This is a genomic window from Caballeronia sp. TF1N1 (assembly GCF_022878925.1).
Classification (GTDB): domain Bacteria; phylum Pseudomonadota; class Gammaproteobacteria; order Burkholderiales; family Burkholderiaceae; genus Caballeronia.
On sequence record NZ_CP084626.1, the window covers coordinates 1,181,517 to 1,194,053 of the forward strand.

Genomic DNA, 12,537 nt, shown 5'->3' on the forward strand with positions numbered 1-12,537 from the left:
ATCTAAAAAAGCGCTTCCAGCGGCTCGATGAGCCGCGCTTCGTCCGTGGTGGCGCGGTTCACATCGGTTGAAACGCGGTGCCAGACGAAGTGCGAAGCCGGCACGCCGTCGGACTTCACGAGCCGCGCCAAATCTTCCGCTGATGCGTCCGGGTCCAGCCAGCGCCGAGCCGTGGCTGCGGAAAAAACCAGCGGGCGGCGGTCGTGGACGTCGACGAGGCCTTCGTCGGCTGCTGCCGTGACGATCACGAAGCCCGCGCCGGGCTGCGCGGTGTCCTCCTCGCGCATGATGCTCGTGAGCGCGGCGAGGAACATGGGCTCACCGTCGGCGCGTCGAATGTAATACGGTTGCTTGAAGGGCTTCGCGGCGGCGGGGTTTGTCGCCAATTCGCCCGGACGCGGCTCGATTCGCCATTCGAACCAGCCATCCGCCGGCACCAGAATGCGCGCTTTTTTCCACAGATTGCGAAAATAGGCACTGGTCGACGCCGTCTCGACGCGCGCGTTGATGGTCTGCGGCAACTTCTTTTGTATCGCCCACGGCGGGCAATATCCCCAATGCACGGCGCGAATCGATTCGTCGGGATAGACGGCGAGCGGATGCGTGCCCGGCGACAGGTTATAGCCGGGCCGCCGGTCGGCGGCATCGACGAGTACGAACGGGTTCTTCAGATGCAGACGTTGCGCGTAATGCATCGGCAGTCGGTACTGGCTGATTCGGCCGCACATGGCTTGGCTCCCGTTATTCGCGTTGCTCCGTCAGATTTCGACGACCTTGTCCCAGGCGAACTGTTCGTTTTCCCAGCGCCCGGAGCGACGGTCGAAGTAGCCGCGCGGATTGCAGACCACGCGCGTCCCATTCGCCGTGTAGTCGAACGAGGTATGCGTGTGGCCGTGAATCCAAAGCGCGGCGGGCGTGCGGGCGAGCGTCGGCAGATGATTGACGAAGCCCGCCGACACGATATCCGTCGCGTACCGCTCGGACAGACTTTCGCGCAACGGCGCGTGATGCGTGACGACGATCGTCTGGCCCGCGAACGGTCTGGCCAATTCGTTTTCGAGCCATGCGCGCGCTTGCTCGTGCAGCGCGAGGGAATCTTCCGGCGCGAACGCGCGGGGTTCGCCGTCTTGCTCCGGCCACGCGAGCTGGATCAGCCCTCGATAATCCAGCATGACCTTGATGCACGCTTCCTGCGCGCGGCCGATTTCTTCGTCGCTCGACCCGAACAGCGCGAAGTCGGTCCAGAGCGTCGTGCCGAGAACGCGCCACGCGCCGCGCCGGTCGACGAGCGCCGCGTTGTTCAGGTAATGCACGTTGTCCACGCTTTGCGCCGCGTCGAGCATGGCGACTTCCATCGCGCCGAATTCGGCGTCGTAGTACTCGTGATTGCCCGGCACATAGACGATAGGCACATCCGAACCGAAATTCTCCACCGCCCAACGCACGCCTTCAGCGTGATTGTGAATATCGCCCGCCAGCACGACGAGATCGGCTTCGGCATAAGGAATCGCGAGCGGCTCGTCGTTTTCCAGATGCAGGTCCGACAGCACGCGTATCTTCATGCGATGTTCTCCTTCCGTGTCTCGGCTTGCGCCCAGCGTACGACCTTGCCCGGATTCATGCGATTCTCGGGATCGAGCGCGGCCTTGATGCTTTGCATGAGGCGCACCTCGACGGCCGATTTATAGTGCATCGCTTCGTCCACCTTCAGTTGCCCGAGACCGTGCTCCGCGCTGATACTGCCGCGATGCGCATGCACCTGGTCGTAGACAAGTGCGTTGATCGGCGTCTGGAACGCTTCGAGAAATTGCTTCTGATCGACGCCTTCGGGCGCCTGCACGTTGTAATGCAGATTGCCGTCGCCAAGATGTCCGAAGGTCACCATGCGCGCGCCGGGCGTGGCTCGAGCGATGATCGCGTCGGTTTCCTCGATAAAGCGGCCGATGCTCGAGATCGGCACCGCAATGTCATGTTTGATGTTCAGCCCTTCCTCCGCCTGCGCGAGCGGGATATGCTCGCGCAAATCCCAGAATGCCTGCGACTGCGCGAGGCTTTCCGCGACCACGGCATCTTCGACGATACCTTCTTCCATAGCCTGTTCCATTAGCCTTTCGAACAGCGCGCGGGCGTGTTCGTCACTTTCACTGTCGGAGAGTTCGAGCAGCACGGTTTGCGCGTGCGGTTCGCCGAACGGATAACGCAGTTGCGGAAAATGCCGGCCGACGAGGCGCATCGAGAAGTCGGACATGAGCTCGAAGCCGGTCAAGAGCGCACCTGCGTGACGTTGCGCCATTGCCAGGAAATCGAGTGCGGCGTGCGGCGAGGCTAGACCCGCGAGCGCCGTCACGCGCGCGACCGGCGCGGGATGCAGTTTCATCACCGCCGCCGTGATGATTCCGAGCGTGCCTTCCGCGCCGATGTACAGATCGCGCAGATCGTAGCCGGTGTTGTCCTTGCGCAAGCCGCGCAGGCCGTCCCAAATATCGCCTTGCGGCGTCACGACTTCGAGGCCCAGGCACAACTCGCGCGTGTTGCCGTAACGCAGAACGCCCGTGCCGCCCGCGTTGGTCGAGAGGTTGCCGCCGATCGTGCAACTGCCTTCGGCCGCGAGACTCAGCGCGAAGAGACGTTGTGCGCTTTTGGCGCGCGCCTGGACTTCGGCGAGCACGACGCCTGCTTCGACGGTAATGGTGTTGTTATGCGGATCGATACCGCGAATGCGGTTCAGGCGGCGCAGGCTCAACACCGCTTGCGCGCCGCTCTCGTCGGGGGTTGCGCCGCCCGCGAGTCCCGTGTTGCCGCCTTGCGGCACGATGGCCACGCCGTGTTCATGCGCGAGTCTGACGACGGCGGCGACTTCCGCGGTATCGGCGGGAAGCAGCACGGCGCACGCATTGCCGCGATAGCGCTTGCGCCAGTCGACGAGAAACGGCTCGGTGTCGTGATCGTGCGTGAGAACGTGGGACGCGCCGAGCAGTTCGGTGCAGGCGGCGATGAACAGGGCGTGAGAGGCAGTCATGGATGAGGGCAGATTGGACCGTGTAGCGTAGTCGACAGTATCGCGCAGCGGGGCGCGGCTTGCGCCTCGGCCGAATGGCATAGGCCGCGCGCAGCGTTTCGATCCGTGCTAAAAAGCATCACGTCCGTATGGAAAAAAGCGAACGATTCAGCGTTTTCTTGCACGCGCCGCACGTTTGAAGGGGGCGACGAAGCCGAGCGCGCAGACGAAGAATGCGAACGCAAGCAAAGTTTCGAGCCAGGCGAGGCGCGCGGAGAGGCCGGTATCGGTCATGCCGCGCACGATGCCTTCGGCGAAGTAGAGCAAAACGAGCATCGAAGCCCATTGCAAGGTATAGACGTTGCGCTTGATGACACCGGGCAGCGCGCATGCAAGTGGCAGTGCTTTCAACGCGAGTACCCATGCGCCGGGACGCAGCGGCGCGAGCCACAGCTCCCAGAGAAGCGAGAGCACGATGAGCGCGGCAAGACTCGTCAGCGCACCGATGGCAAGCGGCGCGTTCATTCGCGGCTCGGTCAATGAAGGTGCGGTCATGGCGGGCTTAAGCGGCCTCAAGCAGACTTAAGCGGCCTTCGCGCCACGCACGAGGTCGAGCGCGGTGCGCGCGAGCCTTGCGCCGAGCGCGACGGCGAGCGCTTTCTCGTCGGCGGTGATGCCGTGCTGGCTGGCGTCGCCCGTGCGCGCATGATGCGATGCGCCGTAAGGCGTGCCGCCGCTTTGCGTGGTAGTCAGGCGCGACTCGGTGTAAGGAATGCCGACGATCAGCATGCCGTGATGCAGAAGCGGCAGCATCATCGAGAGCAGCGTGGTTTCCTGGCCGCCGTGCAGGCTGCCGGTGGAGGTGAAGACACTTGCTGGCTTGCCCGCGAGCGCGCCGGACAGCCACTGCGGCGTGGTGCCGTCGAGGAAATATTTTAGCGGTGCGGCCATGTTGCCGAAGCGCGTGGGCGAACCGAGCGCAAGACCCGCGCATTCCTCCAGATCGCGCAGCTCGGCGTAAGGCGGGCCGTCGGCGGGAATGTCGGGCTGCGTGGCTTCGCAGACGGTGGAAACCGGCGGCACCGTGCGCACCCGCGCGGCCATGCCAGGAACGCTGTCGACGCCCTGGGCGATGGCGAGCGCAAGCTCGCGGGTCGCGCCGTGGCGGCTGTAGTAGAGCACGAGGATGTCGTTCATAAGGCTTTTTTAGTGAACGGCTATTATAGGGATTAGCCTGTTTTTAGGGGCGCGCAGGGCAATAGCCTCACGCGGCCTCGCTTGGGAGAATGCGTTTGCGGCACGTTTTCATCGATCTCGCGGCAGTCAAGCGTCTCGCCGGTTTCGTCGCGCGGCGTCTTGGCGAGGATCGCGTCGCGCAGGTGGCGGGCAGTCTCACGTTCACGAGCGTGCTGTCCGTCGTTCCGCTCGCAACCGTCGCGTTCGCGCTCTTCACCGCGTTTCCCATTTTCGGTTCGTTCCAGTCGTCGTTGCAGGACTTCCTGGCGGCGCACCTGATGCCGACGCAGATCAACACGCAGATCTTCAATTATCTGAACCAGTTTGCCGCGAAAGCGAAGGGCCTGACCACGGTCGGCCTCATTATCCTGTTCGTCACCTCGGTGATGACCATGATGACGATCGAATCGGCGCTCAACGTCATCTGGCGCGTGAAGAAGGCGCGCCCGTTCGCGCAACGCGTCATGGTCTATTGGGCCATCATTACACTCGGGCCTATTCTCTTCGGCTGCAGTCTTTCCATCTCGTCCTACGTGTTCGCGCATTCGATCGCGTTCGCGGGGTCGCACAATCTCATGCCGCCTATCGTCGAATGGGCGCTCACGGGCGTTTCGTTGCCGCTCACGGTGTTCGCCTTCACCATCATTTACGTGTTCATGCCGAACTGCAAGGTCGAATGGCGCGATGCCGTCATCGGCGGGCTGATCGCGGCGGTGGCGTTCGAACTGGGCAAGCGCGGCTTCGGCTACTACGTGCGGCGTATTCCGACTTACACCGCCGTGTATGGCGCGTTCGCCGCGCTGCCGGTGTTCTTGCTGTGGGTTTATCTCTGCTGGATGATCGCGCTCGTCGGTGCAATGGTGACGTCCGCGTTGCCGGCCATTCGCATCGGGCAATATCATCGGCGCGAGTTTCCGGGCAGCGACTTGCTTTACGCGCTCGAAATACTCGCGCGACTCGTCGAATTGCGCGACGAAGGCAAGCCTGGCTACACGGCGATGGAACTCGCCAAGATGGCGCGTTGCGATCTGGATACCTCCACGCGCCTGATCACGCGGCTCGATGCGCTCGGCTGGATCGGCCGGCTCGAAGACTCGAAGATGCCGCGTTTCGTGTTGATCGCCAACCCGGCGCACATCACCATGACCATGCTGTTCGACCAGTTCGTGATCGACCGGGAGGAACTGGATTATCAATTGCGTCTCGATGCCACGCATCTCGATCGCACGGCGCTGATGGAAGCGCTCGAAAACGACAGGCTCGAAGCCACGCTCAACTCGCTCGTCGCGGCGCGCGCGGCTGCGCTCACGAACCCGCGCCTGCTCGAAACACCGCGTTCTTCCATGCCGCAACAACCGGCCTGAGTGCACGGTTCAGAGCGAGATCCTGCCGATGCAGATGTCCTTGAACATTACCCAGTCGCCCATCAGGCTATAGACCGGATGGCGAAAGGTGGCAGGGCGGTTCTTTTCGAAAAAGAAGTGGCCGATCCACGCAAAGCCGTAGCCGCAGATCACGGCGGCCGGCAGCCAGAGCCAGTCGCCGGTGGCGATGGCCATGGCAATGCAGCCGATCACGCCAAGTGAGCCTAAAAAGTGCAGCCTGCGCGATGTCAGATTGCGATGCTCGTCCAGATAGTACGGATAGAACTCGGCGAAGTTCGCGAAGTGTTCTCCGTGTGTCGTCTGCGCCATGATCGCCTCCCGGTCGATGCGGTGCCTTCCACCTGACGAATGCGCCAGCAAGATTCATTCTGCGACGGCGCGCGTGGTGGTGCAAGCGATGCAAGGCTTTGATGCGCGTGAGGCGTTCAACTATTGCAAACCACGCGCTAACCGGATTTCCATGCACTTCGGCGCCGAGACGAACGACGCGTCCGGTTACTCGGCTATCTGCGCAAAATCGTCACTCGGACCTAAAGCGCTTACCGCTTCCCCACACATTTCGGCGCCAAGACAAACGACGCGTCCGGTTCCTCGGCCATCAGCGCAGGATCATCCTCAATTCGAAAGCGCTTACCGTTCCCCCGCACACTTCAGCGCAAACGCAAATAAAGTATCCAGCACGGCATCCGGTTGCTCGGCCATCAGCGCATGACCGCCGTCCAATTCGACCGCGCTCACCGTTGCGCTCGCACGCTTCATCGCGTCAACGAGCGGGCGGGAGGCGCGCGGCGGCGTCATCACATCGCGCTTGCCGCTCAGTACGAGTACCGGACACTGCACCGTTGCAGCGCGTTCGAGCGCATCCGCGTAACCGTTGCACGCGCTGAAATCGGTGTGAAAAAGCTGCGCCTCGCCTTGAGCGCTGACGCGTTCCATCAGGCGCTGGTTGACGCCTCGCAACCAGAATCCGGGCGCCGGAGCCGACGGTTTTGCGGCGATGGTCGAATGCGACCATTGGTTGACCATATCGATCGCTTCCGGCTCGTGTTCGCGCGCGGCATCGAGAAGCGTGTCGGAAACGGCCATCGGTGCGGCCGTGCTGACGAGCGCCAGTCCGAGCGCGCGGGCTGGATGGCGCGCGGCGGCATCGAGCGCGACTAGCGAACCCATGCTGTGCCCGACGAAAATGGCCTTGTCCGTTTGGGCTGCATCGAGAAGGTGAATCGTCCAGTCGGCGAGCGCGGCGACGGTGCTCAACGCGGGCCCGGCGCTACGGCCATGCGCGGGCAGGTCGGGCGCGAGCACGCCGAAACCGTGATGCGCGAAGTAACGCGTCTGCAAGCCCCAAACGCTGTGATCGTGTTGCGCGCCGTGCAGGAAGACGATCGTTGGCCTGGCGGCATCGAACGGTTTGCCGCCGGTGTAGGCATAGGCCGGGCGCCCGGCGATATCGAACATCATGCGCGGCTCCCAAGCGGCGCGGCGCGTGAGCCTTCGCTGCTTTTGCCGCTCTCTGCGCTTTCGGCCGCCTTTTGCGCTGCCTTGAGCCCGCGCTTGAGATCGTCGATGAGATCGTCCGCATCTTCCAGTCCGATAGACAAACGAATACGTCCCGGACCGATACCCGCCGCGGCGAGCGCCGCCGCGTCCATTCGAAAGTGCGTGGTCGAGGCGGGATGGATGACGAGCGAGCGCGCATCGCCGACATTGGCGAGATGCGAAAACAGCGTCAGCGACTCGATGAACTTGCGCGCCGCCGGCACGCCGCCACGCAGATCGAAGCTGAACACCGCGCCCGCACCGCGCGGCAGAAGCCTCTTGGCGAGCGCATGGTCGCGATGCGTCGGCAGTTCGGGATAAGCCACGCCTTCGACTGCCGGTGAACTCAGCAGGAATTCGATCACCTTGCGCGTATTCGCAACGTGCCTATCCATGCGTAACGGCAAGGTTTCGATGCCTTGAAGCAACTGCCACGCAGCCTGCGGATGCAGACACGCGCCGAAGTCGCGCAGCCCTTCGCGCCGTGCGCGCAACAGGAACGGCGCAACCGTGCTTTCCTCGGCGAAGACCATGCCGTGAAAGCCGTCGTAAGGCTGGGTGAATTCGGGGAAGCGTCCGCTCGCCGCGAAGTCGAACGTGCCGCCATCCACCAGTACGCCGCCGATGGTCGTGCCATGACCGCCCAGAAACTTGGTCGCGGAGTGGTAGACCAGGTCGGCGCCGTGTTCGAACGGTCGCAGCAAGTAAGGCGTGGTGAAGGTCGAATCCACGAGCAGCGGCGCGCCGTGTTCATGCGCGACCTCCGCGACGCCCGCGATATCGAGCACGTCGAGTCCCGGATTGCCGAGCGTTTCGCCGAAGAAGAGGCGCGTTTCCGGACGCGCCGCTTGACGCCACGCATCGAGATCGTGCGGAGCGACGAAGGTGGTCTCTATTCCGAAGCGCCGCAGCGTGTAGTGCAGCAGATTGTGCGAGCCACCATACAGCGCGCTCGATGCCACGACGTGCGAGCCCGCGCCCATCAGTGTGGCAATGGCCAGATGCAGCGCCGCCTGGCCGCTCGCCGTGCCGATTGCACCGGCGCCGCCTTCCAGCGCCGCCACGCGTTCCTCGAAAACCGCCACCGTCGGGTTCGAGATGCGGGAATAGACATGTCCCGAGCGCTCCATGTTGAAGAGCGCGGCGGCGTGATCGGTATCGCGGAAAGTGAACGACGTGGTCTGATAGATCGGCGTGGCGCGCGCCCCGGTCACGGGGTCGGGTGCGGCGCCCGCGTGCAGCGCGAGCGTGTCGAAGCGGTTGGCGGGCATGGTTGGCGGCCTGTGTGGAGCAGGTCAGGAAAATAGCGGTCGATCATCGTAACATCCGCCTCGCGCGGGAAAACCTAGGGCGAACACGCGCGCATCGAATGGGAGATCGGCCCGCAAAGCCTTATCCGAATGGCCAGACAAGGCTGCTTTGCTTTCTTTTTGCGGGCCTTTCCGATAGCATCGAAACATGGTTTCAAGAACGTTCGGCAATTGAACAGGCATTTCGCGAGGAGACAGTCATGCGAGTCAGCGACATTCTGAAAGTAAAGGGCAACGCGCTATTCACGGTCACGCCCGACACGCCGCTCGCCGAAGCAATCGACGCCATGGCGGCGCATGACATCGGCTCGCTCGTCGTCATGGAATACGGCGATCTGGCCGGCATGCTTACCTTCCGCGAAATCATCGTCACCTTGCGCGACAACGGCGGCAGCGTCGGCACAACGAGCATCCGCAAGATCATGGACGACCATCCGCTCACCTGCACGCCCGAAACGGACGTCAACGAAGTGCGGCGCATGATGCTCGAGCATCACGTGCGTTACTTGCCGGTCATGGAGAATCGCGCGCTGATGGGCGTGATCTCGTTTTATGATGTCGCGCGCGCGGTCGTCGAGGAACAAGGCTTCGAGAATCGCATGCTGAAAGCGTATATACGCGACTGGCCTGAGCAACAGGAAGAAGCGCGCTGAGCACCTGCCCGATCCAACGCTTCGACGCTTCGCGTGACACCCCATGGAAGCGCGCCCCGGTGGCGCGCTTTTTTTCGTCCGGCTCGAACGCCTTTGCAGGCTTCGAGCTTCTTTTCCCGTGACATCCGCATTCGATCGCGCGGCGCCATCCAAGCCCGGTTCGCGATCAACTCCGGATCAATTTTTGTAGATAGCCATGAGTAGTGAAAATCCGTCGCGTGCCTCGTCGCGCGCATCCCGCGCCGCACGCCACGAAGAGAAAGGCCAGTTCGGTCTTTTGCGCGAACGCCGTTTCGCGCCGTTTTTCTGGACGCAGTTTCTAGGCGCGATGAACGACAACGTCTTCAAGGTCGGCTTCACGTCGCTCGTCACGTTTCAGGCGGCGCGCTTTTCCGGCGTCGATCCGGGCACGGCCGCGTTCCTCATCTCGGCCATCTTTATCGTGCCGTTCGTGCTGTTCTCCGCGACCTCCGGCCAGATCGCCGACAAATACGACAAGGCCACGCTCGCGCGCCTGGTCAAGAGCTTCGAGATTCTCGTCATGTTGATTGGCGGCGCCGGCTTCGTGCTGCATAGCGCGCCGCTTTTATACGTCTGCACATTTCTGATGGGCGTGCACTCCACGGTGTTCGGGCCGGTGAAGTATGCGTATCTGCCGCAGCATCTGGAGGCTTCCGAACTCGTCGGCGGCAACGGGCTCGTGGAAATGGGCACATTCGTCGCGATTCTCATCGGCACGATCGTCGGCGGGGCGGCGGCGGGTGCGGTCGAACACGGGGCGATGGTGCTCGCGGCGGCGTGTCTCGCGTTCGCGATCATCGGGCGCGTCGTATCGAGCTTCATTCCGAAGTCCAACGCGTCGCAGCCGGATTTGCGCATCAACTGGAATCCGGTCTCGGAGACGTGGCGCAATCTCAAGCTCGCGAAAGCCGACCGTACCGTGTTCCTGAGCCTGCTCGGCATTTCGTGGCTGTGGTTCGTCGGCGCGACTTTTCTCACGTCGTTCTTCAACTTCGCGAAGGACGTGCTCTCCGCGAACCCCGATGTCGTCACCATTCTCCTCGCGACGTTTTCGCTCGGCATCGGCACGGGTTCGCTCTTGTGCGAGAAGCTGTCGAAGCGGCGCGTCGAGATCGGACTGGTGCCGCTCGGGTCCATCGGCATCAGCGTGTTCGCCATCGATCTGTTCTTTGCCAGTCATCGGATTGCGCCGGCGGGGCATCTGCTCGGCGTTGCGGAGTTTCTGCTCGCGTTGCCGCACTGGCGCATTCTCGCGGACCTCTTTCTCCTTGCCATGTTCGGCGGCTTCTACAGCGTGCCGCTCTACGCGCTGATCCAGGCGCGCAGCCAGCCGACGCATCGGGCGCGCATCATCGCCGCGAACAATATCCTGAACTCGTTCTTCATGATCGTCTCGGCGTTGATGGCGCTCGGGCTCACGGCGCTCGGCGTCGGCATTCCCGGGCTCTTTCTCGCGACCGCGCTGCTCAACGTGGTTGTCGCCGTGTACATCTATTCGCTCGTGCCGGAGTTTTTGCTGCGCTTCATGGCCTGGGTGCTGGTGCATACGTTCTACCGCATTCGTCTCGTGGATGCCGAGCGCATTCCATCGCGCGGCGCGGCGGTGCTGGTGTGCAATCACGTCAGTTTCGTCGATGCCATCGTCATCATGGCCGAAAGTCCGCGCCCAATCCGCTTCGTGATGGATCACCGCATCTTTCGCTCGCCGGTGATCGGCTGGCTGTTCCGCCATGTGAAGGCGATTCCGATCGCGCCCGCGCACGAAGACGCGGAATTGCTCGAACGCGCATACCAGAAATGCGCCGAAGCGCTCGAAGAGGGCGAGCTCGTGTGCATCTTTCCCGAAGGCAAACTCACGCGTACGGGCGAGATCAATCCGTTCAGGCACGGCATTTCGCAGATCCTGCGGCGGCATCCGGCGCCGGTCGTGCCGGTCGCGCTGCGAGGCTTGTGGGGCAGCGTGTTTTCGCGTCATGAAGATGCGCGCTGGCCGCGGCCTATCCAACGCGGCGTCATGACCCGCCTGACGCTGGCGGTAGGCGAACCGATCGCGCCGGACGAGGCGACGCCGGAACGTTTGCAGCAGATCGTGACGGCGTTGCGCGGGGCGCGGCGCTAGATGCCACTGGCATAATGTCGGTTTCCCCGGCACTTTTCTAAGGTCGACGCTCATGTCCGGCAATACCCTTGGCACGCTTTTCACCGTCACCAACTTCGGCGAGTCGCACGGACCGGCGATCGGCTGCGTGATCGACGGCTGCCCGCCCGGCATGGCCCTGACCGAGGCCGATATCCAGGTCGAACTGGACCGCCGCCGTCCCGGCACGTCGCGCCACGTGACGCAGCGCCAGGAAGCGGATCAGGTCGAGATTCTCTCGGGCGTGTTCGAAGGCGTGACCACCGGCACGCCCATCGCGCTGCTTATCCGCAATACGGATCAGCGCAGCAAGGACTACGGCAATATCGTCGAAACCTTCCGCCCCGGTCACGCCGATTACACCTACTGGCAGAAATACGGCGTGCGCGACTATCGCGGCGGTGGCCGTTCGTCGGCGCGTCTGACGGCGCCGACAGTCGCGGCAGGTGCGGTCGCGAAGAAATGGTTGCGCGAAAAGTTCGGCGTGGAAACGCGCGGCTACATGAGCGCGCTCGGCGAGATTCCCATTCCGTTCGTCGGTTGGGAACATGTGCGCGAGAATCCGTTCTTCGCGCCGAATGCCGACGTGGTGCCGCAACTCGAGGCGTACATGGACAACTTGCGGCGCGACGGCGACTCGGTCGGCGCGCGCATCGAAGTGGTCGCGAGCGGCGTGCCGGTCGGCTTGGGCGAGCCGCTTTACGATCGACTCGATGCGGACATCGCCAAGGCGATGATGGGCCTGAATGCAGCGAAGGGCGTCGAGATCGGCGCGGGCTTCGCGAGCGTGGCGCAACGCGGTTCGCAGCATGGCGACGAGATGACGCCCGAAGGTTTCGCGACCAACAACGCGGGCGGCATTCTCGGCGGCATTTCGAGCGGGCAGGACATCACCGTGTCGATTGCGATCAAGCCGACATCGAGCATTCGGACGGCGCGTCAGTCGATCGACAAATCGGGCGCGCCCGCGACTGTCGAGACCTTCGGCCGTCACGATCCGTGCGTGGGGATCCGCGCGACGCCTATCGCCGAGGCCCTGCTTGCGCTCGTGCTAATGGACCACGCGCTGAGGCATCGTGCGCAGAACGGCGATGTCGTCGTCGGCACGCCGAAGATTGCAGCGCATACGCCGGCTAATTGATTGCGCTTTGATTGCGCTTTCCTGAACGGGAGGCTTGCCCGCGACGGCATTATCCTCGCCGATAAAAGCACGACGCCGGTTCAACCGGCGCCGTACGACAGCCGCGCCCACGCGCGG

The 12,537-nt window shown here is 63.3% G+C and carries 12 protein-coding genes; 4 read left to right on the plus strand and 8 right to left on the minus strand.

Translation table 11 applies throughout. The annotated features are described in order from the left end of the window. Nucleotides 1-2: 2 nt before the first annotated feature. The 5 genes from LDZ28_RS05430 to wrbA all read right to left on the minus strand — a co-directional run bounded on the left by LDZ28_RS05430 (nucleotide 3) and on the right by wrbA (nucleotide 4,195). Nucleotides 3-728 (minus strand): SOS response-associated peptidase, encoded by a 726-nt coding sequence (locus LDZ28_RS05430; RefSeq protein WP_244827678.1) that lies wholly within the window; start codon nucleotides 726-728, stop codon nucleotides 3-5. A gap of 30 nt (nucleotides 729-758) precedes the next feature. Further along, nucleotides 759-1,562 (minus strand): metallophosphoesterase, encoded by an 804-nt coding sequence (locus tag LDZ28_RS05435; protein WP_244827679.1) that lies wholly within the window; start codon nucleotides 1,560-1,562, stop codon nucleotides 759-761. Next, entirely contained in the window at nucleotides 1,559-3,019 is a 1,461-nt protein-coding gene (locus LDZ28_RS05440) for an FAD-binding oxidoreductase (protein WP_244827680.1), read from the minus strand. Before LDZ28_RS05440 ends, LDZ28_RS05435 begins: the two co-directional genes overlap by 4 nt. A gap of 147 nt (nucleotides 3,020-3,166) precedes the next feature. Beyond that, complete coding sequence (locus tag LDZ28_RS05445; protein ID WP_244827681.1) at nucleotides 3,167-3,523, minus strand: DUF2069 domain-containing protein; 357 nt, start codon at nucleotides 3,521-3,523, stop codon at nucleotides 3,167-3,169. Between the two features lie 57 nt (nucleotides 3,524-3,580). Continuing rightward, nucleotides 3,581-4,195, minus strand: a complete 615-nt coding sequence (wrbA, locus tag LDZ28_RS05450) for an NAD(P)H:quinone oxidoreductase (protein WP_244827682.1) — start codon at nucleotides 4,193-4,195, stop codon at nucleotides 3,581-3,583. Between the two features lie 95 nt (nucleotides 4,196-4,290). Between wrbA and LDZ28_RS05455 the strand changes: the two genes are divergently transcribed. After that, nucleotides 4,291-5,598, plus strand: coding sequence for a YihY family inner membrane protein (locus LDZ28_RS05455; protein ID WP_370652103.1), 1,308 nt, complete (start codon nucleotides 4,291-4,293; stop codon nucleotides 5,596-5,598). 9 nt (nucleotides 5,599-5,607) lie between these two features. Here LDZ28_RS05455 and LDZ28_RS05460 read toward each other — a convergent pair whose 3' ends face one another. The 3 genes from LDZ28_RS05460 to LDZ28_RS05470 all read right to left on the minus strand — a co-directional run bounded on the left by LDZ28_RS05460 (nucleotide 5,608) and on the right by LDZ28_RS05470 (nucleotide 8,429). Then, nucleotides 5,608-5,928, minus strand: a complete 321-nt coding sequence (locus LDZ28_RS05460; RefSeq protein WP_244827684.1) for an Mpo1-like protein — start codon at nucleotides 5,926-5,928, stop codon at nucleotides 5,608-5,610. 321 nt (nucleotides 5,929-6,249) lie between these two features. Further along, nucleotides 6,250-7,080 carry an alpha/beta fold hydrolase gene (locus LDZ28_RS05465; protein ID WP_244827685.1) on the minus strand — a complete coding sequence of 277 codons (831 nt, stop codon included), beginning with the start codon at nucleotides 7,078-7,080 and terminating at the stop codon, nucleotides 6,250-6,252. After that, nucleotides 7,077-8,429, minus strand: a complete 1,353-nt coding sequence (locus tag LDZ28_RS05470) for an O-acetylhomoserine aminocarboxypropyltransferase (RefSeq protein ID WP_244827686.1) — start codon at nucleotides 8,427-8,429, stop codon at nucleotides 7,077-7,079. The genes LDZ28_RS05465 and LDZ28_RS05470 overlap by 4 nt, the downstream gene beginning before the upstream one ends. Nucleotides 8,430-8,668: 239 nt before the next feature. Between LDZ28_RS05470 and LDZ28_RS05475 the strand changes: the two genes are divergently transcribed. From LDZ28_RS05475 to aroC, 3 genes are all read left to right on the plus strand, one after another. Then, a complete protein-coding gene (locus tag LDZ28_RS05475; protein WP_244827687.1) occupies nucleotides 8,669-9,121 on the plus strand; it encodes a CBS domain-containing protein in 453 nt (150 codons plus the stop codon). Between the two features lie 196 nt (nucleotides 9,122-9,317). After that, a complete protein-coding gene (locus LDZ28_RS05480; RefSeq protein WP_244827688.1) occupies nucleotides 9,318-11,261 on the plus strand; it encodes an MFS transporter in 1,944 nt (647 codons plus the stop codon). Nucleotides 11,262-11,313: 52 nt separating this feature from the next. Next, on the plus strand, nucleotides 11,314-12,420 hold the full coding sequence (gene aroC, locus LDZ28_RS05485) for a chorismate synthase (RefSeq protein WP_244827689.1): 1,107 nt from the start codon (nucleotides 11,314-11,316) through the stop codon (nucleotides 12,418-12,420). The last annotated feature ends 117 nt before the right edge of the window (nucleotides 12,421-12,537 follow it).